The sequence below is a fragment of the Spirosoma harenae genome (assembly GCF_054776975.1).
Genome location: NZ_BAAHBD010000011.1, coordinates 103147 through 120160 on the forward strand (window position 1 = coordinate 103147; position 17014 = coordinate 120160).

Genomic DNA, 17014 nt, shown 5'->3' on the forward strand with positions numbered 1-17014 from the left:
ACATAGAATTATCGTTGCGTGTAATCCGACAGGGGCAACCCATCACCATCTTCACGAACGGCGGCTAGGATTTGCTCTACTTCGCGAACGCGGTCGGTATCACCGTTTTTCTCGAATGCGAGCATCAAATTGCGCAGTACCCGCCGAACGATATCAGTGTTCGTACAGGGTTGATAAAATGTATCCAACCGCTGAATATTGAGCTGATCAATATACTGGTCAATATCTTTGGTTGTAAACACCAATCCTCGGTTAAAAACATTGATGTAAAACTGAACGCCGTTATTTTTATACGTCAACACAAACAGATTCGGCAGATTCACCCCGTAAACAGGGAGATTCAAACGTCTGGCAATGAGCATATACAGCACACACAAGGTAATCGGGTTGCCCCGACGCGATTCGAGCACCTGATTAATCATTGAATTGGCTGGCGAATGGAAATGCTTGGTATTCGGCGCAAATTTCAGTTTCGAGAAAAAAACGGAATTCATCGCTTTGATCTGTTCATCTGGGTGCATATCCATCTTAAAATCTACCCAAACTTCATAAAACAACTGCTCGACATCCGCCTTCAGTTTGGTCAGCGACAGATCAGGATATTGGTAGGTCGCAACGACCCAAAGCCCTTCCAGCAGGTCCATCGCTCCTCCATTTTTCCAATCCCGGATTCGCTCTAATACTGATTCATATTGAAGATCATGAATAATTTCTTCAATACGTTTTTGCAAATTGGCATTAAAACTCCCCTCCCATTCTGTCTCTAAAAGCGGAATCATTTGCCCGCCCATTTGTCGAATTCGCTGCTCAACATGCTCAACTACTTCCGGGTCTTCATCGTCCAGGAGCGATATAAGCGCTTTCAATTCGTTGTCGTTCATTTATTTATATCGCTTTTTATAAGTACCTCAGAATAAAAACTCCTTTCGTAAACCTCCTGAATATACTACTTTTGTCTGGTTTTACGAGTTGCTATACTAATGTAGCAACAAAATTTTCCTATAATACGGTTTGGCCTCTACAGATAATTCTCCTAAAATTCTGGTCACTGGTGGGGCTGGTTTTATTGGCTCCCACACAGTCGTCTCCCTGGTTGAAGCTGGCTTTGAGCCGGTTATTGTCGACGATTTTTCGAATTCGGAACGCTCAGCACTAGATGGTTTACGGGCTATTTTGGGACGGGATGTCACCTGCTACGCAGTCGACTGCAACGACGCGGCTGCTATGGATGATATTTTTCAGAAAGAAGCTCCGCTTGGCGTTATTCATTTTGCCGCGTTTAAGGCTGTAGGCGAATCGGTGGCAAAACCGCTGAAATATTATCGCAACAACCTCGACTCGTTGATGCTGCTGCTGGAGTTGATGCCGAAGTATAACATACGCAATTTTGTGTTCTCTTCGTCGTGCACAGTCTATGGCCAGCCTGAGCATTTGCCTGTTACGGAGGAAACACCCCGGCTTCCAGCACAGTCACCTTACGGCAATACCAAATCCATCGGTGAAGACATTATTCGCGATGCTGTTCGTGCACAAATACCGGTTAAAGCTATTGCCCTTCGGTATTTCAATCCGATTGGTGCGCACCCCTCGGCCGAAATTGGTGAACTCCCGCTAGGTGTCCCGGCCAATTTGGTGCCGTTTATTACGCAAACAGCTGCGGGTATTCGTTCTAGCCTAACCGTACACGGAGCTGATTACAATACTCCAGATGGAACCTGTGTTCGTGACTACATTGACGTGATGGATCTGGCAGATGCGCATGTGCAAGCGCTTCGGAAGTTGATCGAAAGTAACGAAACGTCCAGTTACGACGTCATCAATGTCGGAACCGGGCGTGGCGAAACGGTTCTGAACGTGATCAAAACGTTTGAACAAGCAACTGGAGTTAACTTGAATTATGTACTTGGTCCCCGCCGACCTGGGGATGTTGAGCAAGTTTATGCCGATGTTACGAAAGCACAGCAAGTGTTGGATTGGACAGCTCGTCGTTCGTTGGCAGAGTCACTTCGGGATGCCTGGCAATGGCAGCAAAAAATTAGTTCTAACATTATAAAGTCGTAGAATTGTATAGTTTCCAGGCTATTATGCTTCGAAATTCTACTTTTATAATACTATAACTATACAACTGTATAACTAAAAAAAGATGAAAATTCTGATCACCGGCGGTGCTGGTTTTATTGGGTCACATGTTGTGCGGCTCTTCGTCACAAAATATCCGGAATATCAAATTTATAATCTCGATGCGCTGACCTACGCCGGCAATCTGGCCAATCTAACCGACATCGAGAATGCCCCTAATTACACCTTCATCAAAGGCGACATTACCGACGCGAAATTTCTGGAGGATATGTTTGCTGAACTGGAGTTGGATGGTGTCATTCACCTGGCTGCCGAATCCCATGTTGACCGCTCGATTACCGATCCGATGTCGTTTGTGATGACCAATGTCGTTGGCACGGTAAATCTGCTCAATGCGGCTAAAAATAGCTGGAAGGCCGGGGTCGCGTCCGACGCCTATGAAGGCAAACGCTTTTATCACGTTTCGACCGATGAAGTGTACGGCTCCCTTCACAATCCAGAGGATTTCTTCACCGAAGAAACGTCTTACGATCCACAATCGCCTTATTCAGCCTCGAAAGCGGCTTCCGATCACTTCGTGCGAGCCTATGGCAACACATATAAGCTGCCGGTTGTGCTGACCAACTGCTCGAACAACTACGGCCCCAATCACTTCCCTGAAAAGCTGATTCCATTGATGATTCATAACATCCAGACGAATAAACCTCTGCCTGTATATGGTAAAGGCGAAAATATTCGCGACTGGCTGTTTGTGGTTGACCATGCCCGGGCTATCGACACCGTTTTCCATAAAGGACAACTGGGTGAAACCTACAACATTGGTGGTTTTAACGAGTGGAAAAACATTGATCTGGTGCACCTGCTTTGTGCAATTATGGATCGCAAGCTGGGCCGTCCCGAAGGGACATCAGCACAACTGATTACCTACGTCACCGACCGCGCTGGGCATGACCTTCGCTACGCTATCGATGCCCACAAGATCATGAATGAACTGGGCTGGCAGCCTTCCCTTCAGTTTGAAGAAGGCCTGGAAAAAACAGTCGATTGGTTCTTGGACAATCAGCAGTGGCTGGACAACGTCACCTCCGGCAATTACCAGAGTTATTATCAGGAAATGTACGCGAATAGATAAATTGTGAATGAGTGAATGAGCGAATGAGTGAATAATTGGCGGATACTTATCTGCCGTATGATATTTACTCATTCGCTCATTCACTCATTCGCTCATTCAATATCATGAAAGGAATTATTCTTGCCGGGGGCTCCGGCACACGACTTCATCCGCTTACGCTGGCCGTATCCAAACAGTTGATGCCTGTTTATGACAAGCCGATGATTTATTACCCCTTGTCGATTCTGATGCTGGCGGGTATCCGGGAGATTTTGATCATCTCGACGCCCCACGATCTACCGCATTTCGAGAAACTTTTGGGTGATGGTGCTCGACTGGGCTGCCAATTTACTTACGCTGTTCAGCCAAGTCCCGACGGTCTGGCCCAGGCCTTTATCATCGGTGAAGAATTTATTGGTAACGATAAAGTAGCGCTGGTTTTGGGCGACAACATCTTTTACGGGTCGGGTCTATCGAAACTACTGCAAGCCAACAATGATCCGGATGGTGGGGTCGTGTACGCTTACCAAGTACATGACCCGGAACGATACGGTGTTGTAGAATTCGATAACGATTTTAACGTACTCTCGATTGAAGAAAAACCGACAGAGCCTAAATCAAATTACGCGGTTCCTGGGCTGTATTTTTATGACAATGACGTAGTAGACATTGCTAAGAATATTAAGCCATCCCCCCGTGGTGAACTGGAAATTACGGACATCAACCGGGTTTATCTGGAACGAGGTAAGCTGAAAGTTGGTGTACTGGATCGAGGAACGGCCTGGTTGGATACAGGTACGTTCGAATCGCTGATTCAGGCTGGCCAGTTTGTTCACGTGATTGAAGAGCGGCAGGGACTAAAAATTGGCTGTCCTGAAGAAATCGCTTATCGAATGAAGTTTATCACCGCCGATCAACTAGCAACTATTGCGCAGCCATTGGTAAAAAGTGGTTACGGCGCTTATCTGCTGAATTTGCTGAAGTAATCAGACTTAATCGAAACATAAAAAACGCCGACGCAACTGCATCGGCGTTTTTTGTTATACCTAACCTATGAGAAATATCGGCGCTACTCTTGCGAGACTAGCTACAGTACAAAGGTAAGTCCGTAGCGATCGGACATTTGAGCGCAGAAACACCGATTTTAATCATCTTATCCGAAACAGGCAAAAGTCCGTAATTTGACACGTAGAACTACGTAATAAGGAGTCATTAAATTAGATTAATTCATTGATTATCAATGAATTAATCAATATAAGTACTGTTAAACACCTCTTGTATACTCTTCTGAATATCGTAAGTTCGTATTGCTTTCCGATTTTATCCAACCTACTCAATCCGATCATTACTCACTGTATTATGTCTGATAACGTATTCAATGAAAACGCGGGGCGCTTTCTTCGTTCGAGAGAAAGTCGTGCTATGAAGGAAGCTTACCGTAATGCAAAACTGGCCTGCGGTCAGAAAGAAGAGGAATACACTCGTTCGGAATTTTTTGGCATTGCCAAAATCAATCAATTACTAAAGCAGAAGGGTTGCGTGGGTATTCGAGTTCACTACGCCAATCGATGGGAAGATGACAATGAGCGACCTACGGAAGTAGGAAAAGGTCAGCTGAAAGCTCGAGTTCTACTTACTGGCGTCGATGTCAGAGGAAGAGATTTACCTAGTTCGGTTAGTGATGGCGGCCTGAAAGACGATGGAGGTAACGAGGATATGACGTTAGGCGAAGGCTGGACATGCCCCAGACACTGCGCTGACAATCAATAATTTACCCTCTATATAGTTTAAAAATGAATGCCCTGTTAGGCATTGCGGAAAAATATCCCATTGATGCCATCAGTTATCTAGTTATTCTTTTGCCCATACTAATTGGTCTGATTCGCTATAGTTATCTAAGACAGGAAAGTCGAATTTTCTGGATCTATTTTATCTGCGTTTTTGCCAAGGAGTCGGTAGCACTTTATACTTCCTTAAACGGTATTTCTAATTTATACCTACATAACACTCAGTCAATTATCGATATTACAATTTTGGGAATTGCTTATCATATAGGTCTAAATGAGGCAAAATTGCGCCAGTATTTAGTAGTCTTGCTTGGGAGTTGCTTATTGATAGCTACTATTTTTTTCAGAATTACCATTATCTCTCCGATCAATCAGATCGCCGGGAAGGTTTTTTGTATTAGCGCAGCTTTGTTGTTCTTTAACGACACCCTAAAAGGGCTGCGCGTGGTGAGTTTAAGTCGTCATGCTATGTTCTGGTTAAGTTCGGGCGTTCTGTTGTATGGTGCCGGGACTTTTCTAATTGCTTTATTCGGTCAACTGCTGATGTCAAATTCTACTCCAGAAGATACCTTTGACCTATTCTGGAATATTCAGCAATTTATCTACGTAGCTTTCTGTCTCTTAGCTTCGGTTGGTTTTTGGGTCAGCCGTTATGAAAAATAGTAACCCGGCCGACCGTTTACTAACTCCTTCACCTAAACATTAAATATACTCACTACCTTTCTATTACTCTTGATTATCAGCCCCTTATTGCTGTGGAGCCAAATACAATGAAACTGTATATTGCCGTTGGTACGGCTGTGTTGCTGATGATGGCGGTGTTCATCATCATCTTCGTGGCGTATTATCAGCAAAAACAGGCGAAACAGCAACTTGCTTTCCAGGAATTACAGGCCCAACATCGGCGAGATTTGATGGAAGCAACGTTTCGCGGCCAAGAAGAGGAACGCCGGCGATTAGCGGAGGATATGCACGATGGCATCGGGACCATGCTATCGATTACGAAAATGAGTCTCAACCAATTGGAGAAACAGTTGGGTGGTGAAGTAACGGTTGGTTTTCAGTTTCAGAAAACGCGTTCCATGATCGACGAAACGATGACCAACGTTCGGCGCATCAGCCGAAATCTGGTCCCCACAACATTGGAACGATTTGGTCTGTTAGCCGCTCTTGAAGAACTAGCCGACCGGGCAACCGATGACCAATTAGAAGTTTCGCTAGATTACCCTGAATCCGAAGTTCATTTCTTACCGGCTCTGGAACTGATGCTGTACCGAATTGTACAGGAATTAGTTAACAATGCGATCCGCCACGCCCGCGCCCGGCACATTACGATTCAATTGCTTCGTTTTCACGGCGAGATTCGATTATCTGTGATCGATGACGGCGTAGGCTTTGATTTCGATGCTGTAATGGAAAATAAGAAGGCTGGTTTAGGGCTTCGTAACATCGAAAGCCGCCTGAACGTGGTCAACGGTCATGTCACATTCGATGTAGCTCCTGGTCGTGGTTCAAAAGTCTATGTGCAAGTTCATCTACATGATGCACAGCCTGTTGATTTATTAAGTTAATTTGTTATCCTGATGGGCTATTCTAACGACTCATCAGGTATTCGCCTTAACTCCTCTTCTTCCATGCGAAAAATTAAACTTGCGCTCTGCGACGATCATACGTTGTTCCGTGTCGGGATGGCAACTATTCTCGGTCAAATTCACGATTTTGAGTTGATTCTGGAAGCTGGAAATGGACAGGAATTGATCGATAAAATCACCCGAAAAACCCCGGATGTCGTCCTGCTCGACTTACAAATGCCAGTTATGGACGGCACCGCCACGGCAGATTATCTCCGGGATAATCACCCGCTCGTTAAAATTGTGGTGTTAACCATGCACGACGAAGATCGAATGGTACTACATCTGCTTGAGAAAGGCGTCAGTGGCTATTTGCTGAAAGATGCCGAAGCGGGTGAGGTCGAAAAGGCTGTCAGGAAGGTGATGGATGAAGGGGTATACCTAAACGAGTTCGTGTCGAAAGCCATGCTTCGGAAAATGACAAATAAACCAACCGTCAATAAACCCGCAAACCCATTCTATAACAGCAAGATTTTACTTTCCGAACGAGAAAAAGAAGTATTGGTATTGATCTGCGAAGGCTTATCTACCAATGAAATCAGCGAAAAAATATTCCTAAGTCCTCGAACGGTCGAAGGTCACCGCTTACGTATTCTTGAAAAAACCGGCACTAAAAATACGGCTGGCATGGTAGCGTATGCGTTTAAGAATAATCTGGTTTGACAGTAAACAATAATACTTTTGTCATGCTGACGAAGGAAACATCTCAAGGCATCATTACTCACTAATAGAGCCGCTTTAAGATGCTTCGTTCCTCAGCATGACAAAATTGATAACTAAAGACTTCCCGTTTTCCCGCCATCTACCGGCAGATTGATTCCGTTAATCGACGCGGCTGCGGGCGAACATAGAAAGGCAACAGCAGCCGCAACCTCGCTCGCGGTGGCGAATCGTCCAATCGGAATTTCCCGTTCCATCTGAGCAGCTATTTCTTCTTCCGATTTGCCCAATGTTTTGGCACGCATCGCTAAGGTCGATTCCAAACGGGCGGTTTGTGTGTAACCCGGCAAAACATTATTAACGGTAATCCCGAAATGCGCAATTTCGAGCGACAACGTTTTAGCCCACTGAGCCACCGCTCCTCGAATCGTGTTCGAAACGCCTAGCCCGACGATTGGTTGTTTCACCGATGTTGAAATAATGTTAACAATTCGGCCAAAGCCAGCTTCTTTCATTCCCGGCATAACCAGTTGCACCAACGCATGATTGTTCAGCAAATGGTTATGAAACGTTTGCACAAATTCTTCGGGCTTAGCATCAACTAAAGGACCGCCCGGAGGACCACCTGTGTTATTCACCAATATGTGGATAGTTGGCGTTTTCGACAAATAGTCCGAAACAGCTTTTTGCACAGCATCTGGCTGGCTGAAATCGGCCACTAAATACTGATGTGTTTGCCCTTTTGTCGTATCTAATTCATTCAATACGGTCTTGAGTTTTTCTTCATTTCGAGCAATCAGAACAACATTAGCCCCTAAAAGCGCCAGTTCTATAGCCGAAGCTCGGCCAATCCCCTGCGTACTTCCACCAACAAGAGCTGTTTTACCAGTTAAGTCAAGATTCATCTGTCAAACAAATTAAGTAGGTTAATTCCGTGGTTCCGATCAACAAAAACCTCTCTCAATCGTAGAAGGCAGGCTATTGATAGTAGAACAACTTTGTCCGAATTGCGTTAAAACCACCAGTCATCAATACAAACCATAGGCAAAGATGATAAAAAGACCGTTGGCGTAGTTTTGCTTAAACAAATTAGTAGCTTTGGCCAACTTTGAATCCAATAAAAACCTTTGCAATTCAGGAAACCATGTCAAAATCGTTAATTATCGGGGTAGTGATTGCCCTTATTCTGGGCATGTACGGCTGTAGTTCCTACAACGGCCTGGTTCAGAATGATACCAATGTACAGGAAAAATGGGCCCAGGTTCAGACGCAGTATCAACGTCGCTCTGATCTGATTCCGAATCTTGTGCGAACAGTACAGGGAGCGGCTAATTTTGAAAAAAGTACGTTGACCGCCGTTATTCAGGCGCGCGCCAACGCAACGGGCATAAAATTGAACGCCGATCAGTTGACGCCCGAAAATATTCAGAAATTTCAGGCAGCTCAGGATCAATTGAGCGGTTCGCTATCGAAACTGTTGGCTGTAGCCGAGGCTTATCCTCAACTTAAAGCCACCCAAAATTTTTCGGAATTACAGGCGCAACTGGAAGGAACTGAAAACCGAATTTCAGTTTCTCGAAATGACTTCAACGCAGCCGTTAAAGTCTATAACCAGTCGGTTCGTTCGTTTCCGAACAATATCTTCGCTGGTATTTTCGGCTTCCCGGTAAAAGGCTTCTTCGAGGCATCGCAAGCCGCTCAAAGCGCGCCAACGGTTCAGTTTTAATAGCATGGGTCAGAGGGGTAAGGGCATGGGTTATTTGCTCTTCCCAAACCCCCTGCCCGATGCCCCTGCCCTATGCCAACGAACCCTTTTTCTTCCGACGAGCAAAAACGAATTATTGATGCGATTCGACAGGCTGAAAAGGCCACGTCGGGTGAAATTCGCGTGCATGTGGAAGCACACTGCCCTACGGCTGATCCTGTACAACGAGCGATCGATATGTTTGCCCAATTAGGGATGCAACAAACGAAAGATCAGAATGGCGTGCTGTTTTACCTGGCGCATACCGATCGGAAGTTTGCCATCGTTGGCGACAAAGGCATTAACGAGAAAGTACCTGCCGATTTCTGGGAAAGCACGAAAGATCTGATGCGCAGTTATTTTGTTGCCGGAGCGTATACGGAAGGACTTAGTCAGGGAATTTCAAAAGCTGGGCAACAATTGAAGCAGTATTTTCCCTACGCCAGCGACGACACTAACGAGCTCTCCGACGACATTTCGTTTGAATGATACTACCGTGAACGTAATTTCTTTTGTTAATCAACTCATCCGAAGTTTTCGTCTTGGATTAATCGCGGTCTTACTGATTACGGTGAATCAGGTATGGGCGCAGGATACGACCAATGACGTTATTCCCGATAAACCAAATCCGCCCCGATTGGTCAATGATTTTGTGGGGATTTTAAGCAGTAGCGAGCGCTCTCAGCTCGAACAAAAACTACGCGCCTATAATGACTCGACTTCAACCCAAATTGCCGTTGTTATCGTTAAGACGACGGAGCCCTACCCGATCGGTGATTTTGCGTTTCAGGTGGGCCGGAAGTGGGGAGTCGGTCAGAAGGGCAAAAACAACGGTTTGATACTGGCGTGGGCTACTCAGACACGCAAAGTATATATTGCAACGGGTTATGGCCTGGAAGGGGCTATTCCTGATGCCATTTCGAAACGGATCATTACAAATACTATTGCGCCCGCGTTTAAGCAGGAACAATGGTTTAAAGGGCTGGATGACGCCACAACCGAAATTATTCAACGAGCTAAGGGAGAATACGAGGCAGAACCGAAGTCGAACGACGATGGTGGCGGCAGTGTATTTTTCATTGCCCTCATCATCTTTATCATCATTATCTTCATTATTTCGCGACGAAACCGGGGCGGTGGTAGTAATGGCAATCGCGGTGGTGGCTGGGGTCCTATTTTTCTGCCGACACCAGGTTGGGGTAGCTCAGGTGGAAGCAGTTGGGGTGGTGGTAGTAGCTGGGGCGGTGGCAGTAGCGGAGGCAGCGATTTTGGCGGTTTCGGGGGCGGTAGCTTCGGTGGTGGTGGCGCCGGTGGCGATTACTGATCCATACAACTCATTCACAGTTTGCTACCAATGAGCAGTCAGAACTGGCCGTTCAACGAAAAACAGGCGGCTATCTCTGATGACGCTAGTTATTTTGCCTGATAAGTTGTCATCAGTATGTTGCCCCTTTCTATACGTTGTTATCTTTTCGCCCTCTTTTTCCCATTTTATTCGCTAGGACAAACGATCCCGACTGTTCCTAATACAGCGCAGTCTGATGTTATTAAGCCAGATACAGTTCGTAAAAATGCAGTTGAACAGCCTCAGAATATAACTGGTCAGGCTGTGGTTTTTGCGCCGTCGAAAAACCGTAGACGCATTCAGGCTATTGAAATCAGTGACAAACTTAAAATTGATGGTCGCCTGGATGAACCGGACTGGCAACGCGCCAAAGTCGTTAATCGGTTTGTACAGGTAGAGCCCAAACAAGGCCGTCCGGTTAATTTCGATACGGATGTACGTGTTCTGTTCAACCGTCAATTTCTGTACATAGCGGCTTTTAATCATGATTCTTTAGGCCGTAAGTCAATCCGAACCCCAAACTTCAAGCGTGATTTTTCGGCAACGGCTCATGATCTGTTTGGCATCGTTATCGATGGATTCAACGACAAACGTAACGCAATGACGTTTGCCACAAATCCGTACAGTACGCAACGCGATTTACTCTCCTTCGATGATTTTCTGAATGATATTGATTGGGACGGATTCTGGAAAGTTCGGACCAGTCGTTCGGATTCGGGTTGGGTGGCTGAAATACAGATTCCCTGGAATACGTTGCGGTATGCCCGTTCCACCGATTCGACGCAGTCGTGGGGAATCAATTTTTTTCGCAATCGGCGTCATTCCAACGAATTATCGGCTTGGTCACCGTATCCAAGAGCGTTCACGGCCAATCGAGTGGCTTATGCAGGTTTGGTCACTGGCCTAAAACCTCCCCCTCCTTCGACTAATATCCGCATCCAGCCCTATATGTTGGTTAGCGATGATCGGTACAATGGCACCGAGGTCGGTCATGAGCAAAAAACAAACCTCAAGTTAGGTGGCGATTTGAAATGGGCCATCAATCCGAATACAGTTCTTGACCTAACGTTTAATACCGACTTTGCCCAGGCGGATGTTGATCGGCAAGTGAATAATCTGACTCGCTTTTCTGTGTTGTTTCCCGAACGTCGTGCATTTTTTCTTGAAAATGCCAGTTTGTTCGGCGCTGGATTACCCGGCAACACCGGTACGGGCGAAGGGGGTAGTATGGTCATTCAACCTTTTTTCAGCCGAACGATTGGGTTGGCCACCCTTTCTAATGGCAGTACTACACCTGTACCGATTGATGCGGGCGCCCGCCTGGTTTATCGATCACTAAATCGCAATTATGGCGGAATGCTGATCCGGCAACGTGGGATTCCGGGTAGTCCAACAACTGATTTTGTGGTGGGTCGCTATAGTGAAAACATTGGCCGACAGAATCGAATTGGTGGACTGGTAACGGTCAAAAATGTACATGCTATCGATAGTATTCATAGCCGACAGTACGGCACAGTAGCTCTTGATGGTTTCTTCCGGTTGAATCAGAGTTTATCCTATAGCGCGATGGTAATCGGTACGTTTGGCTCAAATCAGTCCAATCAGGGCTTATCGGCCTACAGTCAGCTATCGTTTCGCACGAATCAACTGGTAGCCTGGTGGACAGAGTCTCTTGTCACGAGGAACTTTAATCCGGCTATGGGATTTGTATCGCGTACCGATGTGATTGCAACAACACCTGGATTTTTTCTGGTGAATCGGGGCAGTTGGCTACCTAAATGGATACGTGGTTTCGAACCTGGCGCTTTTTTTGAGTTTTATCACAAAGCCTCGACGGGTTATTTACAGGAAGCACAATATAACGCGAATCCAATTTGGCTCTCCTTTCAGAACGGTGGCTATCTGGGTCTATTTGCGAATACATCCTTTCAACGCCTGGATGAGGGCGATTATCGGCCATTAGGATTGCGCATTGCTTCGGGAAAATACACCTACACTCGTTTCCAAATGATGTTCAGTACCGACCCATCAAAAAAAGTATCCCTACAACTCTCAGGCGAAACAGGCCGCTATTACGATGGACGGTTGACGTATGGACGGAGTTCAATGATTCTGGCACCTATTCCTCATATGTCCTTTACGGTGAGCGGAGAATTGAATGACTTCAAAAACGTTGGGAATTACTCCGGTACGATTGGATTATATAGTGTTGAAAGTCGTATGGCTGCTAACCCTCGTTTGCAACTCATTAGCTTCTTCCAACGAAATACCTACACCGATAGAAACGTCTGGAATATCCGGCTATCCTGGGAATTCCAGCCGTTGTCATTCTTATATATAATTTATAACAACGGTACCTACGCAGGCTCTGTCCGTGCTACAGACCGCCAGCAAGAACAACACATTATTGGGAAGCTGTCGTATTTGAAGCAATTCTAAACCGGAATTTTTATGATTTAACTGATTAAGCTGATTTTGTTTTTCCGCTTTAAAGAAGCGTTCTGATCATCTACAATATCTGATTAATCCATAAACCTGTTCAATCCCGATTCAGAATCACAGTCAGTCAATCAAATCAGAAAAATCCCGGTTCAGATGACCTGTTTCTCAATCAGCAGGATAAACAAGTGAATGACTTTAATATGAATTTCCTGTATACGGTCGGCGTAACCAAAGTGGGGAACTCGAATTTCGACGTCGGCCTGTCCGGCTAGTTTTCCGCCATCTTTTCCAGTCAGCAAAATAACTTTCATGCCTTTTTCGCGGGCGACTTCTACCGCTTTAACAATATTGCCTGAATTTCCGCTCGTGCTTAAACCTAATAAGACGTCGCCCTCGTTGCCCAATCCTTCGATAAACCGCGAGAATACGTGTTCATAGCCATAATCGTTACTGACGCAGGAAAGGTGGCTTACATCCGAAATGGCAATAGCAGCTAACGAACGTCGATTATCCCGATAACGACCTGATAGCTCTTCGGCAAAGTGCATTGCGTCGCAATGGGAACCGCCGTTACCACATGAAATAATTTTCTTTCCATTTTTCAACGCATCGGCCATAAGAATAGCCGCTTGCTCGATGGCCGACAAATGCGCGGGATTACTTAAAAATGTATCTAAAACCGACTGTGCCTCTGTCAGTTCCTGGCGAATAATATCAAGCATTGGTGATGAAAACGGCCAAACCGTTAAGACGATTAATATGTACTAATTCAACAAAGGTAATGAGTCCGTTAACTAGTTGGACTCATGCTTTAGCTTAAGGTTTTATTACAAGATTCAGGTAGAAGACTCCCTGAAAATTTTGTCTTAAAATACCCAATTCCTGTAAGCAAGATTCCAGCGCAAGGCAATGCTGGCCGTTTGCTCCGTATAGCTGCTGGTGCGATTCTGGCTATCCTGAAATCGGTATAGATAGCGCCCTTCCAGAAATATATTGTGGCGAATCATATAGGAAGCCCGCAAATCGGCATAAGTAATAACTGTTTTGCGCCCCTGACCAATAAAATTGCCTTCACTCCGAACTTTGGTATTATAATCCTTTAAGATATTAGCACCATAATTTTGATCAGGATCGGGGTCTGCGCCGTACATCATGACACCAGCAATAAGATTACCAGAGAGTTTTTTCTGCTGATATCTGACAATACCCAATCCTTCCATAAAATTAGCGCCTAGCGGATGCGCTAATGGCTGACTGTAGTGTGCATAATTGGTTTGTCCTGCACTCACGGTAGCCGATTTTTCGTGCGAATATGTATAGGGTCGAGCCAGATTAAATTCAGCTTGCAAATCAAGGTTTGGTACGTTGAATGCGTCGATATATTTACCTCCGAGCTGAATAGCAAATTTGTTGGTCCAGTCGCCTTTACCATCCAGTAAAGGCCTCAGCCGAAATTCATCCAACATAACTTGGGTATAGACCATAAAATGAGACAAAAAATTGGCTTTCAGATCGATACCAATAAATGCATTGTCTCGACTTCCTAAACTCGATTCAACATATCGATACAAAATAATTGGATTCAGATAACTAAGATCCAGTCGATCGCGGCTAAAGACTTCAGCTTCGAACACCCCCAAATTGATATGATCGGTTATGTTGATACTCAGGTGATGCATAGCCGCAAACTTCGGCGGAATTAACTTCTCGTCCTTTGGCAAAGGTGCCTGCGTATTCTGTAGCGATGTAAATAAATTGGTGTACTGTATCCGTTTTCCAAGCCGAGTCGACAGCTTTAGGAATAAGTAGGGGGCGCTATTGTCCGATAGGAACATCGACCGAAACCCGTTCCCGAAGAAGTTACGATCATGCCCGAACTGAACATTGATTATTTTAAGCGTATTAAAAGTAATGTAGCCACGCGCCGACAGAAAATCGACCCCGCGTGTGCCAAAAGTCTTTATAAAGCTTTCTCCAGGAGCTGTAGGCTGTATACCTCCATTGGGATCATAAGTTTGCCCATAGGTTTGCCCATACTGCTGGATATATTCAGGAAAGATCGACTGGGTATCCGAAAAGAACGTGTAAAAGCCCAGTTTTCGACCAATTGTACCCCGCACTTCCAACCCTCGGGTATTGAAAAATAGCGATCGCGATCCACTGGGTATTTGGCTTGACTCACTGGATGTGTTATCAGCCCCTATCCCGAAGTAAAATACCGGATTAACATGCAGATCAACATCGGGTGTCTGTAAACTATAGAAGTCTGCTTTCTTTTGATAAAAATGTTTTAGGATGGGTTTACGACTATCGCCAACGGATTGGGTGGTTCTCAAATGTCGTGCAAACGGGTCTCTTCCTACTGTGTCGTACGGTGTTGCCCACTCCCAGCTATCGTTACGGAGATAATCGATATTAAAATAGTCTGTATCGGATAATTCGCGAGTGGGGTGAGCGACTATACTATCCGTTAATTGGATAATACTCTGCCGGTTATAGGGTTTTATAGTGCTGTGAAATCCGTCGGCCCAACCATTTTGACGGATTTCCAATCGGTCAACCAAATGATAATAATCTGAGTTGAGTGGCACTAATGGGCTCTGCGCCCGAACATATAACGAAAGGAGAAGAAAACAGAAAAGATAAACGTTGATGCGCATGAAACGAAAGAGCATTGGCCTTATCAGGACTATTTATGGGTTGATTAGCCTTTTAGCGGCTTAAATTAGCCAATTGGTTTGGATATACGCCAACCTTACGACTAATTTACGGCGAAAGAAGCCCACAAACTATGTTTGTATTTGCTCAGCAACCCTCTCTAGCGAATCAATTTATCGCCGAACTTCGAGATATTTCCATTCAGCAGGATCGGCTACGATTTCGCCGAAACCTGGAGCGCCTTGGCGAGTTAATGGCCTATGAAATCTCGAAAAAACTGCCTCACCATCCAATTAATGTACAAACTCCGCTGGGTACTTCGAGTACGCAAGTGCTTCGACAACAGCCAGTTCTAGCCACTATTCTACGGGCAGGACTGCCGTTTCATCAGGGATTTGCCAATTATTTTGATCAGGCAGAAAATGCATTTGCGGGAGCTTATCGAGGCTATTCATCAGCCGACAACGACGAGTTTGAAATCGCCATGGATTACATTGTTAGTCCTGATTTGAGTGGCAAGCCGTTAATTCTGTGCGATCCAATGCTGGCAACGGGCCGCTCGCTCGAAAAAGTATATCACGCCTTATTGCGCTATGGGATTCCCTCGCAAACGCACATTGCGGCAGTCATTGCCAGTCCAGAGGGCGTTCGCCATGTACAGCAACAACTCCCGCAATGCCATCTTTGGTTGGGGGCTATCGACGATCACCTGAACGAGCATTATTATATTGTTCCAGGTCTTGGCGATTCCGGCGATCTATCGTTTGGCGAGAAAGTGTAGAGGGTATGTAAGATGTATCTTACATCTTATCGCAAATCTACTACTTCAACGCCTGGGTATTTTGATTTATCAAAAACGAAGTAGGAATCAGGAACGTTTACATCTGGCGTAAATTTCGTGATATTGTATGTCGTACGTTTGCCATCCTTATTCGTTATCAGCCAGTTACGAACAGATTTATCCGTTTTATCAACCGAAATCTGTATGGTTGAAATTGGGCTTTTAGGGCGATTAGGGGTCAGTTCGATTACTTCCAGCGTTCGCCCTCCATCTTTCTGTTCTTTCAAAAACTTATAGCTGAAGCCCCGTTTGTAGATGGTGTAAATCTGTGTTGGATTCAACTCGCCAACACCACCGGCTTCATAATCCTGCACATTTACTTCGTTGGATTCTTTAACATAGGTCGACATGGTTTTGCCATCGGTAAACACTTCCTGTCCGCCCAGAATTAAATGGAATTTCTCGTTTTTAACAGTCAAATCGCCTTTGTACGATTCTTTTGAACCTCCTCCCACACTTGTGTAGGTAAATAGAGCCTGGTAGGATTTAAGAGCTTTATATCGCTTACTCATGGCATCCAAAATATCCTGAGCTCGTTTATCTTTCTGGGCTAATGCTGGTAAAACGGTCATAACAACCAAAGCCAGCATCCATGTTAGTTTTCTCATATATATAGGTATTACTCGTCTCGTAAGGGCAGTCACCCTTTATACTTCTTAGACGGGAAAGTTGACTGAAAAGTTTAAAATAGTAGGTGTTTAACCGAAAATAGGACA

Annotated in this window: 17 protein-coding genes and 1 pseudogene; 13 read left to right on the forward strand and 5 right to left on the reverse strand. The window is 45.2% G+C overall.

Features of this window, described 5'->3' with window-relative positions:
* Positions 1 to 8: 8 nt before the first annotated feature.
* Positions 9 to 881 (reverse strand): transglutaminase-like domain-containing protein, encoded by an 873-nt coding sequence (locus tag ACYVE4_RS17180; protein WP_461041405.1) that lies wholly within the window; start codon positions 879 to 881, stop codon positions 9 to 11.
* A gap of 130 nt (positions 882 to 1011) precedes the next feature.
* Between ACYVE4_RS17180 and galE the strand changes: the two genes are divergently transcribed.
* The 7 genes from galE to ACYVE4_RS17215 all read left to right on the forward strand — a co-directional run bounded on the left by galE (position 1012) and on the right by ACYVE4_RS17215 (position 7271).
* Positions 1012 to 2061: a UDP-glucose 4-epimerase GalE gene (galE, locus tag ACYVE4_RS17185; RefSeq protein ID WP_461041406.1), complete on the forward strand. Its 1050-nt coding sequence runs from the start codon at positions 1012 to 1014 to the stop codon at positions 2059 to 2061.
* 82 nt (positions 2062 to 2143) lie between these two features.
* Positions 2144 to 3211, forward strand: coding sequence for a dTDP-glucose 4,6-dehydratase (gene rfbB / locus ACYVE4_RS17190; protein ID WP_461041407.1), 1068 nt, complete (start codon positions 2144 to 2146; stop codon positions 3209 to 3211).
* A 104-nt stretch (positions 3212 to 3315) separates the two neighbouring features.
* Complete coding sequence (gene rfbA / locus ACYVE4_RS17195; RefSeq protein ID WP_461041408.1) at positions 3316 to 4176, forward strand: glucose-1-phosphate thymidylyltransferase RfbA; 861 nt, start codon at positions 3316 to 3318, stop codon at positions 4174 to 4176.
* Between the two features lie 373 nt (positions 4177 to 4549).
* A complete protein-coding gene (locus ACYVE4_RS17200; protein ID WP_461041409.1) occupies positions 4550 to 4960 on the forward strand; it encodes a hypothetical protein in 411 nt (136 codons plus the stop codon).
* Between the two features lie 23 nt (positions 4961 to 4983).
* On the forward strand, positions 4984 to 5640 hold the full coding sequence (locus ACYVE4_RS17205; protein WP_461041410.1) for a hypothetical protein: 657 nt from the start codon (positions 4984 to 4986) through the stop codon (positions 5638 to 5640).
* Positions 5641 to 5747: 107 nt separating this feature from the next.
* Entirely contained in the window at positions 5748 to 6548 is an 801-nt protein-coding gene (locus ACYVE4_RS17210; RefSeq protein WP_461041411.1) for a sensor histidine kinase, read from the forward strand.
* A gap of 63 nt (positions 6549 to 6611) precedes the next feature.
* Positions 6612 to 7271, forward strand: a complete 660-nt coding sequence (locus ACYVE4_RS17215; RefSeq protein WP_461041412.1) for a response regulator transcription factor — start codon at positions 6612 to 6614, stop codon at positions 7269 to 7271.
* Positions 7272 to 7384: 113 nt separating this feature from the next.
* On the opposite strand, the gene ACYVE4_RS17220 is transcribed toward ACYVE4_RS17215, so the two are convergent.
* A complete protein-coding gene (locus ACYVE4_RS17220) occupies positions 7385 to 8173 on the reverse strand; it encodes an SDR family oxidoreductase (RefSeq protein ID WP_461041413.1) in 789 nt (262 codons plus the stop codon).
* A 239-nt stretch (positions 8174 to 8412) separates the two neighbouring features.
* On the opposite strand from ACYVE4_RS17220, the gene ACYVE4_RS17225 reads away from it, so the two are divergent.
* The 5 genes and pseudogenes from ACYVE4_RS17225 (at position 8413) to ACYVE4_RS17245 (ending at position 12796) form a co-directional block, all read left to right on the forward strand.
* A complete protein-coding gene (locus ACYVE4_RS17225) occupies positions 8413 to 8994 on the forward strand; it encodes a LemA family protein (RefSeq protein ID WP_461041414.1) in 582 nt (193 codons plus the stop codon).
* A 72-nt stretch (positions 8995 to 9066) separates the two neighbouring features.
* Positions 9067 to 9501, forward strand: coding sequence for a TPM domain-containing protein (locus tag ACYVE4_RS17230; protein WP_461041415.1), 435 nt, complete (start codon positions 9067 to 9069; stop codon positions 9499 to 9501).
* A 7-nt stretch (positions 9502 to 9508) separates the two neighbouring features.
* Positions 9509 to 10336, forward strand: a complete 828-nt coding sequence (locus ACYVE4_RS17235) for a TPM domain-containing protein (protein WP_461041416.1) — start codon at positions 9509 to 9511, stop codon at positions 10334 to 10336.
* A gap of 411 nt (positions 10337 to 10747) precedes the next feature.
* Positions 10748 to 11110, forward strand: a pseudogene (locus ACYVE4_RS17240) (carbohydrate binding family 9 domain-containing protein); the annotation flags it as partial.
* Positions 11111 to 11233: 123 nt separating this feature from the next.
* Entirely contained in the window at positions 11234 to 12796 is a 1563-nt protein-coding gene (locus tag ACYVE4_RS17245) for a DUF5916 domain-containing protein (protein WP_461041539.1), read from the forward strand.
* Positions 12797 to 12948: 152 nt separating this feature from the next.
* Here the strand turns inward: ACYVE4_RS17245 and lpcA are convergent, their stop codons facing one another.
* Together lpcA and ACYVE4_RS17255 are read right to left on the reverse strand one after the other, a co-directional pair.
* Complete coding sequence (gene lpcA / locus ACYVE4_RS17250) at positions 12949 to 13521, reverse strand: D-sedoheptulose 7-phosphate isomerase (RefSeq protein WP_461041417.1); 573 nt, start codon at positions 13519 to 13521, stop codon at positions 12949 to 12951.
* 144 nt (positions 13522 to 13665) lie between these two features.
* Complete coding sequence (locus ACYVE4_RS17255; protein WP_461041418.1) at positions 13666 to 15474, reverse strand: hypothetical protein; 1809 nt, start codon at positions 15472 to 15474, stop codon at positions 13666 to 13668.
* Positions 15475 to 15590: 116 nt separating this feature from the next.
* Between ACYVE4_RS17255 and upp the strand changes: the two genes are divergently transcribed.
* Positions 15591 to 16238 carry a uracil phosphoribosyltransferase gene (gene upp, locus ACYVE4_RS17260; RefSeq protein ID WP_461041420.1) on the forward strand — a complete coding sequence of 216 codons (648 nt, stop codon included), beginning with the start codon at positions 15591 to 15593 and terminating at the stop codon, positions 16236 to 16238.
* 26 nt (positions 16239 to 16264) lie between these two features.
* Here upp and ACYVE4_RS17265 read toward each other — a convergent pair whose 3' ends face one another.
* Positions 16265 to 16906 carry a LolA family protein gene (locus ACYVE4_RS17265; protein ID WP_461041421.1) on the reverse strand — a complete coding sequence of 214 codons (642 nt, stop codon included), beginning with the start codon at positions 16904 to 16906 and terminating at the stop codon, positions 16265 to 16267.
* Between the last annotated feature and the right edge of the window lie 108 nt (positions 16907 to 17014).

Excerpts from the sequence above, each read along its gene's own strand:
- ACYVE4_RS17205 (WP_461041410.1), top strand. The coding sequence starts at position 4,984 with ATGAATGCCCTGTTAGGCATTGCGGAAAAATATCCCATTGATGCCATC.
- ACYVE4_RS17220 (WP_461041413.1), bottom strand. The coding sequence starts at position 8,173 with ATGAATCTTGACTTAACTGGTAAAACAGCTCTTGTTGGTGGAAGTACG.
- rfbB (WP_461041407.1), top strand. The coding sequence starts at position 2,144 with ATGAAAATTCTGATCACCGGCGGTGCTGGTTTTATTGGGTCACATGTT.
- ACYVE4_RS17230 (WP_461041415.1), top strand. The coding sequence starts at position 9,067 with ATGCCAACGAACCCTTTTTCTTCCGACGAGCAAAAACGAATTATTGAT.
- ACYVE4_RS17215 (WP_461041412.1), top strand. The coding sequence starts at position 6,612 with ATGCGAAAAATTAAACTTGCGCTCTGCGACGATCATACGTTGTTCCGT.
- ACYVE4_RS17180 (WP_461041405.1), bottom strand. The coding sequence starts at position 881 with ATGAACGACAACGAATTGAAAGCGCTTATATCGCTCCTGGACGATGAA.
- ACYVE4_RS17225 (WP_461041414.1), top strand. The coding sequence starts at position 8,413 with ATGTCAAAATCGTTAATTATCGGGGTAGTGATTGCCCTTATTCTGGGC.
- lpcA (WP_461041417.1), bottom strand. The coding sequence starts at position 13,521 with ATGCTTGATATTATTCGCCAGGAACTGACAGAGGCACAGTCGGTTTTA.
- rfbA (WP_461041408.1), top strand. The coding sequence starts at position 3,316 with ATGAAAGGAATTATTCTTGCCGGGGGCTCCGGCACACGACTTCATCCG.
- ACYVE4_RS17265 (WP_461041421.1), bottom strand. The coding sequence starts at position 16,906 with ATGAGAAAACTAACATGGATGCTGGCTTTGGTTGTTATGACCGTTTTA.
- ACYVE4_RS17255 (WP_461041418.1), bottom strand. The coding sequence starts at position 15,474 with ATGCTCTTTCGTTTCATGCGCATCAACGTTTATCTTTTCTGTTTTCTT.
- ACYVE4_RS17200 (WP_461041409.1), top strand. The coding sequence starts at position 4,550 with ATGTCTGATAACGTATTCAATGAAAACGCGGGGCGCTTTCTTCGTTCG.
- ACYVE4_RS17210 (WP_461041411.1), top strand. The coding sequence starts at position 5,748 with ATGAAACTGTATATTGCCGTTGGTACGGCTGTGTTGCTGATGATGGCG.
- upp (WP_461041420.1), top strand. The coding sequence starts at position 15,591 with ATGTTTGTATTTGCTCAGCAACCCTCTCTAGCGAATCAATTTATCGCC.